Here is a 19,797-nt window from a genome sequence, read left to right as displayed (position 1 = left end):
TTGCTCAGGCAGTGGCCGTCGGCGTGACGTCGACGGCTGCTGGCCCCATCCGGAAATCCGGATCGATCTGCGCGGTGAGGTCGACGCCGGTGCGTTCGTTGGCCCAGGCGGCGGCGTTACGCCTGTGGAACTCGTGCGCCCAGCGGGTGAAGGCCGCCCAGTCCTGGACGGTGTCGTCGACGACCTCGGCCAGCCGGCCCAGGGCCGCACGGTTCTCCGGCTCCAGCTCGTCGAGCGGCCCGACCGTGCCTCGTTCCGCCCGACGCACGTACGCCGAGCGGCTCATCCAGGTCAACAGATCGTCGCCGACGTGCTCGCGTAGGAACTTCACGTCCACGCCGTCCTCGACCTTGTTGCCGATCACGGACAGGGCCACCCCGTAGTCGCGGGCGTAACCGGCGTACTGCTGGTAGACGCTGACTCCGCGGACGGTCGGCTCGCAGACCAGGAAGGTGTGATCGAAGCGGGTGAACAGCCCGGAAGCGAACGAGTCGGCGCCGGCGGTCATGTCCACCACCACGTACTCGCCGGGCCCGTCGAGCATGTGGTTGAGCAGCAGTTCCACCGCGCCGACCTTGGAGTGGTAGCAGGACACACCCAGATCCTCGGCGCTGAACTCGCCGGTCGCCGCCATCCGCACCGCACCGATGGTGCCGACGCAGTCCGCGTAGATCGGGTTCTCCTCGGCCACCCGCAGCAGGCGGGAACCTGATCCGGGCGGAGTGGTCTTCACCATCTCGGCGGTGGAGCCGATCCGTGGGTTGTCCCCGCGCAGATACTCCTTGATCGCCGTCAGGTGCACGCCGAGCGGTCGCATCGTGGTGCCGGCGTGCAGCGGCCCACCGAGAGCGACCGCCAGGTGCTGGTTGATGTCGGCGTCGATGGCCAGCACCGGCCGGGCCGCGGTGGCGAGATGACGGGCATAGAGCGCGGTGAGGGTGGTCTTCCCACTGCCCCCCTTGCCGACGAACGCGACCTTCACCCCGACCACCTCACGTTGATGCTAACGAAAATCGTTTCCATGTGGGCATGGTAGCCGCCTCGATCGAGCCCGGCACACCGAACCCGCCGATTGCACCGGGCGCCCAGAACCGACCGGTTGCACCCGGCAGCCAGGAGCAGCGGGGCACGCCTGCCCCTCCCGCCCGCCGGGCCTCGACCGGGTCAGCAGTCGCGCAGCTCAGGCGACTGGTTGAGCAACTGCCCACGAAGGGAGACGAACTCGCGGTAGCTGTCGGAGTCGACCGCCGACGGTCGGAACGCCGCGACCCGGTGACAGTTCTGGAAGGCGAGCCTGATGCCGAAGTGCCGTTCCAGACTGGACCGGATGGCGTCGCTGGCCAACGCCCGCAACAACTGGCCCCGCTCCGCCTCACTGGGCGGCGGCACCACGTTGTCGGCGAACTCCGCGTCGGAGGCGGCCAGGTCCGACGCCACCCGGCTGACGGTCTGCCAGGCGTACGGCAGCGACTCACGTACGCAGGCCACGAACTCCTCGTCGTCGACGGGCCCGGACTCGGCGGCCCGCAACAGGTCAGGCGGCACGGTGAGCGACATGCTTCTCCTTAACGATCACGGTTGTCACTTTCATTACCGCCCGAGCACATCATGACCGTGACCTTCCGTCAATCCCCCGCACACGGAAAGACACCAGCGAGGCCGGTCGGGCGGAGCACGAAGCCGCCCCGCCGAGGTCATGTCGTGGCCACCGCCGTACGGGAGTGGTGCGAGAAGTCCAGCAACGTGGGTGATGCCGGCATCGGGGGCGGCGAGCCCGGCCAGCGGGCCGGGCGCAACCAGGGTGCGCCGCACCCTGCCTGGCCACCGCCCGCACGGCTACCGTTGGTGGCATGCCGACCACTGCGCTCGGGGCGTTCCTCACCGCTCGACGTGCCCGGTTGACGCCCGACGATGTCGGTCTCGTCTCCAGTGGCACCCGGCGCGTCGCGGGGCTGCGACGCGAGGAGGTCGCGGTGCTCGCCGGGGTGAGCGTCGACTACTACACCCGGTTGGAGCAGGGCCGGGAGCGCAGCCCGTCGACGTCGGTGCTGGCCGCCGTCGCCCGCGCCCTCGACCTCGGACCGGACGCCCGAGACCACCTCTTCCGGCTCGCCGGACTACCATCCGGCGGCGCGTCGACACCCGCCCACCCTCAGGTCGGGCAGAGCCTGCGGGACCTGCTCGACGCCTGGCCGGACACGCCCGCCTTCGTCCTCGATCGGCGGCTCAACCTGCTGGCCCGCAACGCCCTGGCCGACGCGTTCTACGCAGACTTCGCCGAGGCGGACAATCTCGTCCGGATGACCTTCCTGGATCCGGCCGGCGCGATGTTCTTCGCCGACTGGCGACGCGCCGCCGAGGCGTGCGTGGCCAACCTGCGTCTGGCCCTCGGTCATGATCCGCACGACCGGCAGGCGCGGGAACTGGTCGAAGAACTCAGCACGGCAAGCCCGGAATTCCGCCGCCGGTGGGGACGGCACGACGTGCAGGGCAAGACACACGAAGCAAAGACGTTCCGGCACCGTGCCGTAGGCGAGCTGACGCTGTCCTACCACGCATTCGACGTGCGGGACGCCCCCGGCCAGCAGTTGCTCGTGTACCGCGCACAACCGCACAGCCGCAGCGCCGAGGCCCTGCGGTTGCTGGGCACGCTCGCTGCCAGCAGATGGCTCCGGTGAGGCCACGCCTGGCTCGCTGGCGCGGCGTGTGGTTTCGTGGTCGGCGGTCGCGGCTGCGCGGCGATGGATCACGTGGCCACGCCGCCGAAGCGGTTACGCCGTCTTCGCCATGTTCAGGTTGAGCTCGGCCGGCAGGTCGGCACGGCTACGCACGCTCAGCTTCTTGTAAACGCGCGTCAGATGCTGCTCCACCGTGCTCACCGTGATGTAGAGCTCGCTGGAAATCTCGCGGTTGGTGTAACCGCTGGAGGCCAGGGCCGCGACCCGACGCTCGGCGTCGCTGAGCGCGAACAGCCCCGCGTGCGCGGACTGCGCGGCCTCGGTGACCTCCGGCTCCACCGTCGGTGCATGCGCGACGAGTGTGCGGCGCAGTGGCTCGGCGGAGCACTCCTTGGCCAGCCGCAGCGCGTGCTGCACCATCGTGCGGGCCTTGCCCGGCTCGCCGAGCTCGCAGTGCGCCCCGTTGAGTTCCGCCACGGCGCGGGCGAGTTCGAAGCGGTCGCCGCTGTCTTGCAGGAGGTCGATCGCCTGCCGCAGCAGCCCCGGCCGGTGCTGCCGCTCCTCGGTGGCCGCCAGCAGTCGCAGGGAGATGCCCTTGGTCCGGGTCCGGCGCGACCCCAGCCGTGACAGCTGTTCCTTGACGAGTTTGCGGGCCTGCTGGGACTGCCCCAGTCGCAGGTAGGCGCTGGCCGCGTCGCTGCGCCACGGCACATGGGACGGGGCGTCCAGCGACCACGCGCGCATGTGCTCGCCGCAGGTGAGGAAGTCGGCGAGGGCCGCGTAGGCGCGGTCGGAGGCGAGGTAGTGGTGACCGCGTGCGTGCAGGTACATCAGCCCGAACCGGGTTTGGAACATCGCCTCCGGGACCGGTTCCTTGAGCAGCTCGACCGCCGCGTCGTACTTGCCCATGGCCGTCGTGGCGAGGATCAGGGTGGACAACGGCGAGCCGATCGCCACCCCCCAGCCGCTGGGCGGCAGGTGCGTCAGGGCAGCACGTGCCAGACGCTCGGCCGCGGTCAGATCACCCAGCCGCAGGGCCGTCTCGGCGGAGATGGCGGTGAGCTTGGCCTGCCAGGTCAGCGCGCCGCGAGCCGCGGCCTCTTTCAGCAGTGGCTCGCACCACAGCGCCGCAAGATCTGGGCGGTCGGCGTAGGTCAGGGCGAGCAGAGCCGCCTCGATCGGCTCGGTCGTCTTGTCGTCGAGCCGCGTACGCTGCAAGATCCGCTCGGCCTCCCGCACGGCCTCGTCGTCGCCGCCCCGGGTCACGACCTGGGTGAAGAGGCTGACCGCCTGCATGCACTGGTAGGAGATGATTGAAATCCCGCCGCCCCAGGGCGTCACCTCCTCCTGGCTCGGCTCTTCACCGACGTGCGCCAGCAGCGGTGGATACACCGAACGCAGCCATTGCCGGGTGATGTGCATCTCCGCCGCCGCCTCGGCGTCGGGATCGCTGACGGTCGCACCGGCCAGCTCCAGCGTACGGGCCGCCTCTCGGGTCCGGCCGTGCCACAGCAACATGCGGATCAGCGCCGATGTCCCGAAACCGCCGAGACGTCCCCGGCGGAACGCGTCGGTCAGCGGCGTCAGGTGACGGGTGGCGGCCGAAGGATTCACCCGCCACTCGACCTGGGCAAGCCTCGCCGTGATCTGCGCCCGCTGCTCGTCGTCGCCACAGTTGCACGCGGCCAGCCGCAGGCATTGGGTGGCCAGCTGCACGTCGTCACTCAGCAGCGCCTGCTGCGCCGCCTCCATCAGTACGGGCAGCATCCAGGGGTCGCTGTTCTGGTCGGCGGCAAGGATGTGCCGAGCCACGGACAGGGCCGGCGCGCCATTGTGGTGCAGTAGCCTGGCGGCCCGGCGGTGCAGGCGATCACGCTCGTGCAGCGTCAACTCGTTCAACAGCACGCTTGCCGTCGCGTCGTGTCGGAACCGGCCCGCCTCGATCAGACCGGTCTGCTCCAGGTTGCGCATTGTCTGTGCGGTCAGGACGGCGTCGATCCCGAGCAACTCACCCACCCGTGCCGGCGTGGCGTTCTCGCCCAGCACCGCGATACCCCGCGCGGCCAACAGCATGTGCCCGCCGCGGTACAGGCAGGTCATCACCGCCTGCCCGAAGCAGCTGCCGGCGACGACCCGGTCGGGGCGGGCGGCGGAATCCTCCAGTACCGCGGTAAGCAGCAGGGGATTGCCACCGGTGATGGCGTCGTAGTGCGGCGCCAGCCGGCGGGCGGCTGCGCGATCCAGCCGGTTGCTGAGGAACTCCTCGATGCTCGCCCTGGGCAGCAGCGAGAGGTGCAGCCGTTCGCAGTGTTGCTCGCGCAACAGCTCCGCTCGAAAGAGCGGCTGGAGGCGCTGGGCCTCCTCGGACTCGGTGAACACGACGAGCACCCGCGCCGAGGTGAGCCGACGGATGAGGTACTGGATACAGAATACCGACGGGGCATCGGCGAATTGGACGTCATCCACGCCGATCAGCACGGGTCGGCTTTCACTGAGCTCCAGCAACAGGGCGCACAGGCCCTGCGCCATCCGCAGCCGTTCGGCCGCCGCCGCCTGCGCATCGATGGCTGGCGAGCCGCCGAACGGCTCTCGGTCCAGCAGTGCCGACATTCGTTCTCGGAACTCGGTCGGCAGTGACGAGTTCTGCGCGAACTGCGCGACGACGCCGAGGGGCACCGCCCGTTCGACGCGGGAGCAGACCGCACCGACGAAGACGGCGCCGTCCCGAACCGCCGACTCGGAAAAGGCGCGCAACAACGCCGTTTTTCCGGTGGCAACCGGTCCCGATATTAGCGCGACACGTCCCCTTTTTTGTTGACTGTCGGCAAACATTCTCGCTAGCTTCGACAGTTCATTCGCACGTCCGACTAGCGCCATTAGGTTGCCTCCCCGAAATCCCCGTCGGCAGCTCCGAACATCTGATGAGCGCCTGCGCGCACGACCGGCACATCGGTGAACACGAGGCCCTCAATCCACTGCCGATGGCCAATGTACCAGCACTATCGCCACAGGCAACAGCCGTTCGCCCGCACCGAGCGCGACGGCGTCACCACCGCCAGCAAGGGACTTTTCCCAACAAAAGCCTCAATCTGCGCATCCCGCGATGCCGTCGGCGGCCCGGGTCCGCCGGGGGTGAGATTGCGAGCACGACACCTATGAATTGCGGGTCCGTTAACGCCGCCTAGATTCACAGACACTTTTCAGTAGTTGCGCTCTTGCCGTCGGCACCCGTGGCACCGGACCATTACGGAATCCATCAGCACCAATTTGCTGCCTTGATGACTCGGCGTGACTACGCGGCAGGTCGCCGACGAGCGACCCCTGTTGGCGAACTGCTCGCGGACGGCCGCTAAAGACCGTCAGCCGCTACCTGGACCCCGGTGGAGCAGGCTGCTGACCACGCCAAGATCCCCGAACCGCGAGCGCCGGGATAGGGGTCCGGCCCGCGCGATCAGGGGCTGTGTGGTAACGGTGGCCCGGCCACGATGAACGAGTGACTGAGATTCCCCGCCGAGCCTCCTCGCGAGCCGCCAGGATCGCGTCCCTGCCACTCGGCTTCGCCGGACGTCAGGCCGTCGGCCTCGGCAAACGCGTCGCAGGCCGATCGTCCGCCGAGGTCACCGCCGAGATTCACGCCCGCACCGCCGAGCAGATCTTCCAAGTCCTGGGAGAACTCAAGGGCGGTGCGATGAAGCTCGGCCAGGCGCTATCGATCTTCCAGGCCGTCATGCCCGACGAGACCGCCGCCGCCTACGCCGAGTCCCTGGTCAAGTTGCAGGAGGACGCGCCGCGCATGCCGCCCGCCGAGGTACACGCGGTGCTCGCCGATCAACTGGGACCGCGGTGGCGCGACCGGTTCGCCGAGTTCGACGACGTGGCCGCGGCGGCGGCCAGCATCGGCCAGGTCCACAAGGCGCGGTGGCGGCTGCCGGACGGCAGCACTGTTCCGGCCGCCGTCAAGGTGCAGTACCCCGGCACCGCCGAGGCGCTGGACTCCGATCTCAAGCAGGTCGCCCGCCTCGGCAGCATGCTCAAGACGCTCCAGCCGTCGACGAACGTCAAGGCACTCATCGCGGAGATGCGTGAGCGCATCCTGGAGGAGTTGGACTACACCGGCGAGGCCGAGAACCAGCGCCGCTTCGCCGAGGCCTACGCGGGTGACCCGGAGATCTACGTACCGCGCGTCCTCGCCAGCACTCCCGCCATGCTCGTCACCGAGTGGGCCGAGGGCACGCCGCTGTCGAAGGTCATCGCCTCCGGCAGCCAGCAGGAACGTGACGAGGCTGGTCGGCTGCTGGCCCTGTTCCATTTCTCCGCGCCGACCCGGGCCGGGCTGCTGCATGCCGATCCGCACCCGGGCAACTTCCGCATGATGCCGGACGGGCGCCTGTGCGTACTCGATTTCGGTGCCGCCGCCCAGATGCCGGGCGGGCTGCCGAAGCCGATCGGCCGGCTCATCCGGGCGGCGCTCGACGGTGACGCCGAAACCGTCCGTGCCGGCCTGCGCGACGAGGGCTTCTTCAAGAAGAATCGCGACGTCGAAGCCCCGGCGCTACTGGCCTTCCTGCTGCCGATGATCGAGCCGTTCTCGGTGGCAGAGTTCAAGTTCACCCGCGATTGGATGCGCACCTCGGCCGCGCACATGTCGGACCGCAAGGCACCGGGGGCGAAACTCACCCTGCCCACCTCGTACCTGTTCGTGCACCGGGTGATGGGCGGCTCCATGGGGGTGCTGTGCCAACTCGAGGCACGGGCACCGTTCCAGGCGATCGTCCACCGGTGGCTGCCGGGCTTCGCCCCGGTCGGCTAAGGGGTGGGCCCTCAGAAAGGCTGAAGCTTTGGACGCTTGCCGGCCCGACCTTCAGACGTGCGGGCGCAGCCCGAACACCGGGGCGCGGCGAACAGGGCGGATGCTCCCAGCGAAGGCGGTAAAGATGAACGGGCGTTGCATCGAATCCAAGGACCAGAGCGCCATCGAGGTCGTCCTCGAAGGCGGTCCCGCCAGCATCACCGCAGAGCAGCGAAGCTGCCGGACCGAGTCCGACACAGTCAAGATCAAAATCGCCCACTGTGGCGGTTACGAGCACTTCGAACGGATCGACAACAGCGCCGGAAACGACGCGGGGCCGGTCGTCTTCCGGTGGAGCATGCGTACGCGAGTGGCCGAGTAGTCACCGCACCCCCGGTTGCGAACTGAACGCATTAAGTAGGACGTCGAGCCGGCACGGGCTGAGGTCGCCGGGCAGCGAACTCGCGAAGGATGCTTGGGTGACGAATCAAGATCAGATCGTTGACTATCTCCGGCGCATGGCGGCGGATCTGCGCCACGCCAACCGGCGCATCAAGAAGCTGGAGGACGGCAACGCCGAGCCGGTCGCGATCATCGGCATGGCCTGCCGCTACCCCGGCGGGGTCTCGTCACCGGAGCAGCTGTGGGAGCTGGTCGCCGAGGGCCGGGACGCGGTGTCCACAATGCCCACCGACCGCGGCTGGAACGTCGACGCGCTCTACGATCCCGACCCGGCGAGCGCAGGCAAGGCCAACACCCGCTCCGGAGCCTTCCTCTACGACGCGGCCGAGTTCGACGCCGAGTTCTTCGGCATCTCGCCGCGCGAGGCGCTCGCGATGGATCCCCAGCAGCGTTTACTGCTCGAGGTGTCGTGGGAGGTCTTCGAGGCCGCCGGCCTCGACCCGCACGCGATGCGTGGCAGCCGCACCGGCGTCTACGCCGGGCTGATGTACCACGACTACGTCACCGACCGAACGAACCAGCCGGACGAGATCGAGGGTTACCTGAGCACCGGCATGGCCGGCAGCGTCGTGTCCGGCCGGGTCGCGTACGCCCTGGGTCTCGAAGGTCCCGCCGTCACCCTGGACACGGCCTGCTCGTCGTCGTTGGTGGCACTGCATCTGGCGATCCAGTCCCTGCGCAGCGGCGAGTGCGACATGGCCATCGCGGGCGGCGTCACGGTGATGTCGACACCGGCGATCTTCGTGGAACTGTCGCGCCAGCGCGGGCTCGCGCCCGACGGCCGGTGCAAGGCGTTCGCGCGGGCGGCGGACGGCACCGGCTGGGGCGAGGGTGCCGGAGTGTTGCTCGTCGAGCGCCTCTCCGACGCCCGGAGCAAAGGCCACCCGATCCTGGCGGTGGTACGTGGATCCGCGGTGAACCAGGACGGCGCCTCGAACGGCTTGACCGCCCCCAACGGGCCCGCCCAGCAGCGCGTGATCATGCAGGCGCTGGCGAACGCCCGGCTGAGCGCGTCCGACGTGGCGGCCGTCGAGGCGCATGGCACCGGCACGACGCTCGGCGACCCGATCGAGGCGCAGGCGCTGCTGGCGACGTACGGCCAGGACCGGGCCGGGGACGAACCGCTGTGGCTCGGATCGATCAAATCGAACATCGGGCACACCCAGGCGGCGGCCGGCGCCGCCGGCATCATCAAAATGGTCATGGCGATGCGGCACGGCGTGCTGCCCCGGACCCTGCACGTGGACGAGCCGACCCCCCAGGTGGACTGGGACGCCGGCGCAGTGCGGCTGCTCACCGACGAGCGACTGTGGCCACGCACCGACGGTCGCCGCCGGGCCGGGGTGTCCTCGTTCGGGGTGAGCGGCACCAACGCCCACATCATCATCGAGGAGCCGGAGCCCGAGCCGCCGTCGGACGAGCCGGACGCGCCGCAGCTGCCCCTGCCCTACCTACCCCTTCCCCTCTCCGCCGCGACAGCGCAGGCCATCGGTGCCCAGGCCGCGCAGCTACGCGATCATCTGCGCGCGAACCCTCAGCCGGCGCTGGAGGACGTGGCGTTCACACTTGCCACCGCCCGCGCCGCATTGGCGCACCGAGCGGTGATCGTCGCCGAGAACCCGCAGGAAGCGGTCCGGGCGCTCGACGCCTTGGCCACGGACGCACCGTCGAAGCCGGTGATCGACACCGTGGACCAGGACGTGCGGTGCGCCTACCTCTTCACCGGGCAGGGCGCTCAACGCGCGGAGATGGGCAAGGAGCTGTACCGGGCGTATCCGGAGTTCGCCAACGCCTTCGACGCCGTCTGCGACGAACTGGATCCTCATCTCGACCGCCCGCTGCGCGAGACCGTGTTCGCGCCCGCCGGTTCGCCGGCGGCGGAACTGCTCGACCAGACGCTGTTCACCCAGACGGCGACCTTCGCGCTGGAGGTGGCCCTCTTCCGGCTGGTGGAAAGCTGGGGCGTGCGCCCGTACGCGGTCGCCGGCCACTCGATCGGCGAACTGGCCGCAGCCCACGTGGCCGGCATGCTGTCGCTGTCGGACGCCTGCCGGCTCGTGGCGGCACGGGCTGCCCTCATGCAGGCGTTGCCGCCCGGTGGGGCGATGGTGTCGATCGCCGCGAGCGAGCCGGAGGTGGCCGAACGGTTGCGCGGCCACGAGTCGCGGGCGAGCCTGGCGGCCGTCAACGCGGCGACGTCGGTGGTCGTCTCCGGCGACGAGGACATCGTCGGCGAGATCGCCGAACACTTTGCCGGGCTCGGCCGGCAGACCAAACGCCTGCGGGTCAGCCACGCCTTCCACTCCCCCCGGATAGATCCGATGCTCGCGGAATTCGAGCAGGTCGCCGCCACGGTGACGATCGAGCCGCCAACGATTGCGGTGGTATCGAGCCTCACCGGCGCGCTTGCCGACATCGACGAGTGGCGGGCCCCCGGCTACTGGTCACGCCAGGTCCGCCAGGCCGTCCGCTTCCACGACGTCGTGTGCACCCTGCGCGCCGAGGACGTCACCGTGTTCTTGGAACTCGGACCGGACGGCGTGCTCACCTCGACGTTGAACCAGGCCGAGGAGGAGCACGACAGCGTCCGCGTCGCGGCGCTGCGGCGTGGGCGTGCCGAGGCCCAAACGCTCACCGACGCACTCGCGCGCCTGCATGCCCGTGGCGTACCGGTCGACTGGCGGGCGTTCTTCGCCGGCCGCGCCGGCACAGTGGTCCCGCTGCCCACGTACGCCTTCAGCCGTCAGCGGTACTGGCTGCACGGCGCACCGGCCGCGGACGTCAGCGCCGCCGGCCTCAGCTCGGCGGCGCATCCCATGCTCGGCGCCATGGTCGCCGTCGCGAACTCGCAGAGCTGGCTCTTCACCGGACGGTTGTCGCTGGAAACCCACCCGTGGCTCGCCGACCACGCGATCTCCGGCGTCGCGCTCGTGCCCGGCACCGCCTTTGTCGAACTGGCGCTGCACGCGGGCGAGCACGCTGGCTGCGCGCGAATCGAAGAACTCACGCTCGAGGCACCGATCGCGGTGCCCGCACACGGCGGCGTGCGGTTGCAGGTCGCGGTCGACGCACCGGACGACACCAACCGGTGCGAGATCGCGGTGTACTCGCTGGCCGAGGGCGCGGCCGAGGACGCCTGGGTGCGCAACGCGGTCGGGACGCTGAGCCCGGGCGGCACCGAGGATCCGCCGGACCTCTCCACCTGGCCGCCGGCCGAGGCCGAACCGATGGCCGTCGACGACATCTACCCCGGCTTCGCCGAGGCCGGCTTCAGCTACGGTCCGGCCTTCCAGGGCGTACGCGCGGCGTGGCGGCGCGGCGACGAGATCTTCGCCGAGATCGGCCTGCCCGGCTCCGCACCCGACGACGCCGGCCGGTTTCGGCTGCACCCCGCCCTGTTCGACGCGGCACTGCACATGGCCGCGTTCCTCGACTCCGCCGAAACGAGGCAGGGACGGCTGCCGTTCTCGTGGGCCGGAGTGTCACTCTGGGCCGTAGGTCCGACCTTCCTCCGCGTACGCCTGACCGCCACGGGCCCGTCGTCACTGGCGCTGGCCCTGGCCGACGCCGACGGCAACCCGGTGGCGTCGATCGAGTCCCTCACCGTGCGCGCGGCGGACAGCCGACAGATCCGGCCGGACGCGACGAACTCGCTCTTTCACGTCGCGTGGGCGGCCCAGCCCGTACCGGAGACGGCTGGACTGCCGGCCCAGCTGGCGGCGATCGACGCGGACGGCACCGGTGCGGCGCGGCTGCTCACCGCCGCCGGCGCGGCGGCGACGGTCTATCCCGACCTGGCCGCCCTGCGCGAATCCGACGCAGCGGTCCCCGACGTCGTCGTCATCGCGGCGGCCGGGCTCCGCGGTGCCGTCTCCGCCGACGACCTGGCAGCCCAGGCGCATGCCGCCACCGAGCGGGCCCTCGAACTCGTCCAGTCCTGGCTCTCGGACGAGCGCCTGTCCGCCGCACGGCTACTGGTGCTGACCTCCGGCGCCGTGGCGGTACGCGACGACGAGGATCGCGACCCGGCCCAGGCGGCGGTGTGGGGCCTGCTGAGTTCGGCGCAGAGCGAGAACCCGGGACGACTGCTGCTCATCGACGTGGACGGACAGCACCCGTCAGCGGCGGAACTGGGCGCGGCGCTGGCGTCCGACGAGCCCCGCGTGGCGCTCCGCGACGGCGCACTGTTGGCGCCGCGACTGGCGCGAGCCTCGGCACTCGATCGGCGATGGGATTTCGACCCGGCGGGGACGGTGCTCATCACCGGCGGCACCGGCACCCTCGGCGCCCTCCTCGCCCGCCACCTCGTCACCAAACACGGCGTCCGCCACCTCCTCCTCACCAGCCGCCGAGGACCCCACACACCCCAAGCCCACCACCTCCACACCGAACTCACCACACTCGGCGCCCACGTCACCATCACCGCCTGCGACACCACCGACCGCACCGCCCTGCACACCCTCCTCACCAACCACCACCCCACCACCGTCATCCACACCGCCGGCATCCTCGACGACGCACCCACCACCACCCTCACCACCACCCAACTCCACCGCGTACTCCAACCCAAAATCGACGCCGCCACCCACCTCCACGAACTCACCAAACACCACCCACTCACCACCTTCATCCTCTACTCCAGCGCCTCCGGCCTCCTCGGCGCCGCCGGCCAACCCAACTACGCCGCCGCCAACGCCTACCTCGACGCCCTCGCCCACCACCGCCGCGCCAACGGCCTCCCCGCCACCTCCATCGCCTGGGGGGCGTGGGAACCGGCCAGTGGTATGACCGCCCAGCTCGGCGACATCGACCTGCGGCGCATGGCGCGCAGCGGAATCCGACCCATGTCGCCCGAGGAGGGTCTCGCGCTCTTTGACGCGGCGGTCGGGGTCGACAGCGCGGTGGTGGCGCCGATCGGGCTGGACCTGCCCACGCTGAGTTCGATGGCCGCCGCCGGCACGTTGCCACCACTGCTGCGCGGGCTGGTCCGCGTACCGCTGCGGCGGGCAACCGCGATCGCTGAGGGTGCCGCCAGCGGGACGCTCGCCGCGCGACTCGCCGCGCTACCCGAAGCGGAGCGTCGCCCGCTGGTGCTCGGCATGCTGCGTACGCAGGTCGCTGCCATCCTCGGTTACGGCTCCTCCGACGGCCCGGACCCACGGCGCTCGTTCAAGGAACTGGGCTTCGACTCGCTCGCCGCCGTCGAGCTGCGCAACGGCCTCAACGCCGCCACCGGGCTACGGCTGCCCGCCACGCTGATCTTCGACTACCCGACTCAGGCCGCGCTCGCGGACTACCTGCTGGAGACCATCGTTCCGGTCGCGGCTGCGCCGGTGTCCCGGCCCACCACGGCCACGGGCGCCGACACCAGGACGGATCCGATCGTCATCGTCGGCATGGCCTGCCGGTACCCGGGCGGAGTCAACTCTCCGGAGGACCTCTGGCAGCTGATCGCCGAGGAACGCGACGAGATCTCGCCGTTCCCCGGCAACCGCGGCTGGGATCTCGACGACCTTTTCGGCGAGCCCGACGAGCCCGGCCGCTCGTACACCCGCGACGGCGGGTTCCTCCACGATGCCGGGGACTTCGACGCCGCGTTCTTCGGTATCTCGCCGCGTGAGGCGCTGGCGATGGACCCGCAGCAGCGGCTGCTCCTGGAGACCTCGTGGGAGGCGTTCGAGCGGGCCGGCATCGACCCGCTCTCGGCCCGGGGCAGCCGCACCGGGGTGTACGTGGGCGCGATGCACCACGACTACGCCGCCATCGGGCCGCACGTGCCCGACGAAGTGGCCAGCCACTCGGGCACCGGCACGGCCGGCAGTGTCATCTCCGGCCGGATCGCCTACACGCTCGGCTTGGAGGGCCCGGCGATGACGATCGACACCGCCTGTTCGTCGTCGTTGGTGGCGCTGCACCTGGCCGTACAGGCGCTGCGCAACGGTGAGTGCGACCTCGCCCTGGCCGGCGGCGTCACCGTCATGGCCAGCCCCGGCACCTTCGTGCAGTTGTCCCGGCAGGGTGGCCTGGCACCCGATGGCCGGTGCAAGTCCTTCGCCAGTTCCGCCGACGGGACCGGTTGGAGCGAGGGTGTCGGCGTGGTGGTGGTGGAGCGGTTGTCGGATGCCCGCCGCCACGGGCATCGGGTGTTGGCGGTGGTACGGGGCTCGGCGTTGAACCAGGACGGTGCGTCGAATGGTCTGACGGCGCCGAATGGGCCTTCGCAGCAACGGGTGATCCGGCAGGCGCTTGCTGATGCGGGCCTGTCGGTTACCGAGGTGGACGCGGTGGAGGCGCATGGCACGGGGACGAAGCTTGGCGATCCGATCGAGGCACAGGCGTTGTTGGCGACGTATGGGCAGGGTCGGGGTGGGGTGCCGTTGTGGTTGGGGTCGTTGAAGTCGAATATTGGTCATTCGCAGGCGGCGGCGGGTGTTGCTGGTGTGATCAAGATGGTGATGGCGATGTGGGCGGGGGTGTTGCCGCGGACGTTGCATGTGGATGAGCCGACGCCGGTGGTGGATTGGTCGTCGGGGGATGTTCGGTTGTTGACCGAGGCGCGGCAGTGGTCGGTGGATGGTCGTCCGCGTCGGGCGGGGGTGTCGTCGTTCGGTATCAGTGGGACGAATGCGCATGTGATTGTGGAGCAGCCGCCGGTTGTTGAGTCGGTTGCCGAGTCCCCCGCGCCGGTTCCTGGGCTGGTTTCGGGGTCGTTTGCTGAGCTTCTCCCGCCGGATCCTGAGCTTCCCGTGCCGGTTTCCGGGTCGGATTCGGATCCGGTTTCTGGGCCGGGCTCGGGGTCCGGTTCGGGGCCGGTGGTGCCGTGGGTGGTGTCGGGTCATTCGGTGGGGGGTTTGCGGGGTCAGGCGGGTCGGTTGGTGGGGTTTGTGGGTTCGGGGTTGGGTGGTGTGTCGGTGGGGGATGTGGGTTTGTCGTTGGTGTCGTCGCGTGCGGGGTTGTCGCATCGGGCGGTGGTGGTGGGTGATTCGGTTGAGGCTTTGCGTGCGGGTTTGGTTGATGTGGCGGGTGGTGGGGTGGGGTCGGGGTTTGTTTCTGGTGTGGCTGGTGGGGTGGGGCGTACGGCTTTTGTGTTTCCGGGTCAGGGTGGTCAGTGGGTGGGGATGGGGCGGGAGTTGTGGGAGTCGTGTGGGGTGTTTGGGGAGTGGATGGGGGTGTGTGAGCGGGCGTTGGCGCCGTTTGTGGGGTGGTCGTTGCGGGAGGTGGTGTTTTCGGGGATGAGGAGTTGTGGTCGCGGGTGGATGTGGTGCAGCCGGTGTCGTGGGCGGTGATGGTGTCGTTGGCGGGGGTGTGGCGGTCGTTGGGTGTGGTGCCGGATGTGGTGGTGGGGCATTCGCAGGGGAGATTGCGGCGGCGGTGGTGGCGGGTGGGTTGTCGGTGGGTGAGGGTGCGCGGGTGGTGGCGTTGCGGTCGCGGGTGATTGGTGAGGTGTTGTCGGGTGGTGGGGGGATGGTGTGGGTGGGTGTGGGGGTGGGTGTGGTGGAGGGGTTGTTGGTGGAGGGGTTGTGGGTGGCGGCGGTGAATGGTCCGTCGTCGGTGGTGGTGTCGGGTGGGGTGGGGTTGTTGGAGGGTTTTGTGGTGCGGTGTGAGGGGTTGGGGTGCGGGTGCGGTGGGTGCCGGTGGATTATGCGTCGCATTCGGGTGGGGTGGGTGTGGTGGAGGGTGAGGTGTTGCGGGTGTTGGAGGGGTTGTCGCCGGTGTCGGGTGGTGGGGTGGTGTTTGTGTCGTCGGTGGTGGGTCAGGTGGTGGATATGGGGGTGTTGGATGGTGGTTATTGGTTTGCGAATTTGCGGGAGCGGGTGCGTTTTCAGGAGGCGGTGGAGGTGGCGTTGGGGTTGGGGTGTGGGGTGTTTGTGGAGGTGGGTGGGCATCCGGTGTTGGGGGTGGGGGTGTCGGAGACGGCGGAGGTGTTGGGGGTTGATGTGGTGGTGTTGGGGTCGTTGCGGCGGGGTGAGGGTGGGTGGGGTCGGTTTGTGCGGTCGGTGGCGGAGGGGTGGGTTCGTGGTGTGGAGGTGGACTGGTCGGGGGTGTTTCCTGGGGCGCGGTTGGTGGATTTACCCACCTACGCCTTCCAACACGAGCGCTACTGGCTGCCGCCCGGGGCCGGCACCGCAGACATCGCCACCGTCGGTCTGGAGCGGGCGGCACATCCGCTGCTCGGGGCCGCGGTCACGCTTGCCGACGGCGACGGCGCCCTGCTGACCGGACGGATTTCTCTGCGGACCCAGCCGTGGCTCGCCGACCACGCGGTCGCCGGCTCGGTGCTGTTGCCGGGCACCGCCTTCGTCGAGCTCGCCGTACGCGCCGGAGACCAGCTCGGGCTGGACGAGGTCGAGGAACTCACCTTGCAGGCCCCGCTGATCCTCACCGAGCAGGACACCGTCACGCTTCAGGTCCGCGTCGGAACCCCCGACGACACCGGGCGTTGCACCCTGAGCATGCACTCGCGGCGGGGCGAGGAGTCCTGGACCCTGCACGCTACCGGCACCCTCGGGCGCGCGACTCCCGTCAGCCCCACCGAAGCTGGTGAATGGCTCCCCCCGGACGCGGAAGAACTCGACGTCACCACCGTCTACCAGGAACTCGCCCGGTACGGCTACGGCTACGGGCCCGCGTTCCAGGGCCTTCAGGCGGCCTGGCGGCGCGACGGGGAGATCTTCGCCGAGATCGAGCTCCCCGACGACCAGCAGGCTTTGGCGGAACGTTTCGCGATCCACCCGGCCCTGCTGGATGCCGCCCTGCACCCCATGTTCTTCGCCGGCTCGAACGAGGCCGGCGTGCACCTCCCATTCGCCTGGTCCGGCGTTGTCGTGTACGCCACTGGCGCGACAAAGGTGCGCGTACGCCTGACGCCATCGGGCGGCGACCAGCTCACCCTGACGATCACCGACGAGTCGGGCCAGCCGGTCGCCGCCGTACGGTCGCTCGTGCTCCGCCCGACCCCGACCGGCCAGCTCGGTGGCGACCAGCGGGCCACGGAGGCGCACGACCGGCTGTTCGGCGTCGACTGGGTTCCCGTGCCGCCGGCGGAACAGCCGGTCCGCTTCGCGGTCGTGGGAGCCGACCCCTTCGGACTGTCCGCCACAGTGCCGGAGTCTGACCGGTTCACCGAGGTGGCCGCGATCGCCGAAAACGCTCCCGAGATCGTGGTGGCCGGTCTGCCACCGGTGCCCGGCCAGGATCCGGCGGCAGCGGCGCACGAGGCGACCGAGCGTGCGCTGAGACTGGTTCAGGCGTGGCTGGCCGCGGAACGTCCCGCCGGCACCCGCCTGGTGCTGGTCACCCGCGGCGCTGTCGCCGTGCACGCCAGCGAAGACATCCGGGACCTGGGCAACGCCGCCGCCTCGGGGCTCATCACCTCGGCGCAGAGCGAGAATCCCGGCCGTTTCCTGCACGTCGACATCGACGACGACGCCGAGTCACTTGCGGTGTTTCCGGCGGTGCTGACCCTCGACGAGCAGCGGGTGGCGATCCGGTCGGGTGCCGTCACCGCGCCCCGGCTCGTCCGCGTCAGCGCCGACGACGCCCTGATCCCGCCGTCGGAACCGGGTCCGTGGCGTCTGGAGAGCACCGGCGGCGGCACCTTGGAGAACGTCGCAATGGTGCCCTGCCCCGATGTCCTCGAACCGCTGGGACCGGGTCAGGTGCGGCTCGCCGTCCACGCCGTCGGCATGAACTTCCGCGACGTGATCGTCTCGCTCGGCATGGTCGCCGGGCAGGAGGGGCTTGGTGGCGAGGCGGCCGGTGTCGTGCTGGCGGTGGGTGACGGCGTCGAGAACGTCGCCGTCGGCGACCGGGTGCTTGGCCTCTGCCCGCGCTCGTTCGGGCCGATCGCGATCACGGACCACCGTTTCCTGGCACCGATGCCCGAGGGCTGGAGCTACCAGCAGGCGGCCTCGATTCCGATCACGTACCTCACCGCGTACTACGGACTCTTCGATCTCGGCGGTCTCGCCGCCGGGCAGTCGGTACTCGTGCACGCCGCCGCTGGCGGCGTGGGCATGGCGGCGGTCCAGCTGGCCCGCCACGCCGGCGCCGAGGTCTACGGCACGGCTAGCGTCGGCAAGTGGCAGACGCTGCGCGACCGGCACGGGCTCGACGAGGCGCACCTCGGCAACTCCCGGACCCTCGAGTTCGAACAGCACTTCCTGGCGTCCACCGGCGGGCGGGGTATGGACGTGGTCCTCGACTGCCTCGCGGGCGAGTTCGTCGACGCGGGACTGCGGCTGTTGCCTCGCGGCGGCCACTTTCTCGAGATGGGCAAGACCGACAAACGCGATCCCGACGAGGTCGCGGCCGACTACCCCGGGGTGAGCTACCGGGCGTACGACATCCTCGACGCCGGTCCCGACCGGCTACAGGAGATTCTGCGTACCGTCATCGACCTCTTCGGCCAGGGCGTGCTCGAACTGCCGCCGATCACGACCTGGGACATTCGCCGGGCGAAGCACGCGCTGCGGGCGCTCAGCCAGGCACGCCTGGTCGGCAAGGCGGTCCTCACCATCCCCCAGCCGCTCGACCCGGCGGGGACGGTGCTCATCACCGGCGGCACCGGCACCCTCGGCGCCCTCCTCGCCCGCCACCTCGTCACCAAACACGGCGTCCGCCACCTCCTCCTCACCAGCCGCCGAGGACCCCACACACCCCAAGCCCACCACCTCCACACCGAACTCACCACACTCGGCGCCCACGTCACCATCACCGCCTGCGACACCACCGACCGCACCGCCCTGCACACCCTCCTCACCAACCACCACCCCACCACCGTCATCCACACCGCCGGCATCCTCGACGACGCACCCACCACCACCCTCACCACCACCCAACTCCACCGCGTACTCCAACCCAAAATCGACGCCGCCACCCACCTCCACGAACTCACCAAACACCACCCACTCACCACCTTCATCCTCTACTCCAGCGCCTCCGGCCTCCTCGGCGCCGCCGGCCAACCCAACTACGCCGCCGCCAACGCCTACCTCGACGCCCTCGCCCACCACCGCCGCGCCAACGGCCTCCCCGCCACCTCCATCGCCTGGGGTTTCTGGGCCGAGCGCAGCGCCATGACGGGTCACCTCGAGGATGCGGACGTGCAGCGGATGCGACGCGCCGGCTTCGAGCCCATCGACAACGAGACCGGCATGGCGCTCTTCGACCTGGCCACGGTGGTCGACCGGCCGCTGACCGTGCCGGTCGCGCTGAACCTCGCGGCCGTGCAGAGCCAGGCGTCGGCAGTACCGCCGCTGCTGCGCGGGCTCGTGCAGGGACCGGGCCGGCGGGTCATTCGCGCCAGCGCCGACACCGATCAGGGCTCGGCGCTGCGCGCACGGCTGTCGCGGGTACCAGCCGCCGAGGGTCTGCGCGTGCTGACCGAACTGGTCTGCACCAACGCGGCCGTGGTGCTCGGGCACACCTCCGCCGAGGCGGTCACCTCGACCCGGCCATTCAAGGAGGTGGGCTTCGACTCGCTTACCGCGATCGAGCTCCGCAACCGGCTCAACGCCGCCACCGGGCTGCGGCTGTCGGCCACGCTCATCTTCGACCACCCCACGCCGGACGCGCTCGCGGCCCACCTGCGGGCCGAACTGGTCCCGGCGGAGCTTTCCGGCGTGGAACTCGCGCTGCGAGCCCTGGACAGCGCCACGGGCGTCCTCGCCACCATCGGGCCGGACGACGCGGAGCGCGATCGGGTGACCAACCGCCTGCAAACCCTGCTCGCAAGCTGGGTCGGCACGCCCTCGGACGTGACCGGCGAGGACGACCTCGACTCCGCAAGCGACGACGACCTGTTCGACCTGGTCGACAAGGGCTTCGGCCTCGTCTGACCGCCGCCGACTGAGAAGCTTCCCGACC

At 70.1% G+C, this 19,797-nt stretch carries 8 protein-coding genes; 5 read left to right on the top strand and 3 right to left on the bottom strand.

Annotated elements, in window-relative coordinates; genetic code table 11:
* Positions 1-4: 4 nt before the first annotated feature.
* Positions 5-982 (bottom strand): ATP-binding protein, encoded by a 978-nt coding sequence (locus QQG74_RS13845; protein WP_341720685.1) that lies wholly within the window; start codon positions 980-982, stop codon positions 5-7.
* 182 nt (positions 983-1,164) lie between these two features.
* On the bottom strand, positions 1,165-1,557 hold the full coding sequence (locus tag QQG74_RS13840) for an SCO5389 family protein (RefSeq protein ID WP_341720684.1): 393 nt from the start codon (positions 1,555-1,557) through the stop codon (positions 1,165-1,167).
* 293 nt (positions 1,558-1,850) lie between these two features.
* Between QQG74_RS13840 and QQG74_RS13835 the strand changes: the two genes are divergently transcribed.
* A complete protein-coding gene (locus QQG74_RS13835) occupies positions 1,851-2,678 on the top strand; it encodes a helix-turn-helix transcriptional regulator (RefSeq protein WP_341720683.1) in 828 nt (275 codons plus the stop codon).
* A gap of 93 nt (positions 2,679-2,771) precedes the next feature.
* On the opposite strand, the gene QQG74_RS13830 is transcribed toward QQG74_RS13835, so the two are convergent.
* Positions 2,772-5,555: an AAA family ATPase gene (locus QQG74_RS13830; protein WP_341720682.1), complete on the bottom strand. Its 2,784-nt coding sequence runs from the start codon at positions 5,553-5,555 to the stop codon at positions 2,772-2,774.
* A gap of 616 nt (positions 5,556-6,171) precedes the next feature.
* On the opposite strand from QQG74_RS13830, the gene QQG74_RS13825 reads away from it, so the two are divergent.
* The 4 genes from QQG74_RS13825 to QQG74_RS13810 all read left to right on the top strand — a co-directional run bounded on the left by QQG74_RS13825 (position 6,172) and on the right by QQG74_RS13810 (position 19,769).
* Entirely contained in the window at positions 6,172-7,488 is a 1,317-nt protein-coding gene (locus QQG74_RS13825) for an AarF/ABC1/UbiB kinase family protein (protein ID WP_341720681.1), read from the top strand.
* A 124-nt stretch (positions 7,489-7,612) separates the two neighbouring features.
* On the top strand, positions 7,613-7,849 hold the full coding sequence (locus QQG74_RS13820; protein ID WP_341720680.1) for a DUF5988 family protein: 237 nt from the start codon (positions 7,613-7,615) through the stop codon (positions 7,847-7,849).
* A gap of 97 nt (positions 7,850-7,946) precedes the next feature.
* Positions 7,947-15,215 (top strand): SDR family NAD(P)-dependent oxidoreductase, encoded by a 7,269-nt coding sequence (locus QQG74_RS13815; protein WP_341720679.1) that lies wholly within the window; start codon positions 7,947-7,949, stop codon positions 15,213-15,215.
* 327 nt (positions 15,216-15,542) lie between these two features.
* On the top strand, positions 15,543-19,769 hold the full coding sequence (locus QQG74_RS13810; RefSeq protein WP_341720678.1) for an SDR family NAD(P)-dependent oxidoreductase: 4,227 nt from the start codon (positions 15,543-15,545) through the stop codon (positions 19,767-19,769).
* Positions 19,770-19,797 lie beyond the last annotated feature (28 nt).

This window comes from Micromonospora sp. FIMYZ51, assembly GCF_038246755.1.
In the GTDB taxonomy this organism is placed as follows: Bacteria; Actinomycetota; Actinomycetes; order Mycobacteriales; family Micromonosporaceae; genus Micromonospora.
Note: the sequence above shows the minus strand (reverse complement) of the source record. Positions and strands in the feature narration are given on the sequence as shown.

Coding starts and splice junctions, on each gene's coding strand:
- QQG74_RS13820 (WP_341720680.1), top strand. CDS start 7,613: ATGAACGGGCGTTGCATCGAATCCAAGGACCAGAGCGCCATCGAGGTC.
- QQG74_RS13830 (WP_341720682.1), bottom strand. CDS start 5,555: ATGGCGCTAGTCGGACGTGCGAATGAACTGTCGAAGCTAGCGAGAATG.
- QQG74_RS13840 (WP_341720684.1), bottom strand. CDS start 1,557: ATGTCGCTCACCGTGCCGCCTGACCTGTTGCGGGCCGCCGAGTCCGGG.
- QQG74_RS13835 (WP_341720683.1), top strand. CDS start 1,851: ATGCCGACCACTGCGCTCGGGGCGTTCCTCACCGCTCGACGTGCCCGG.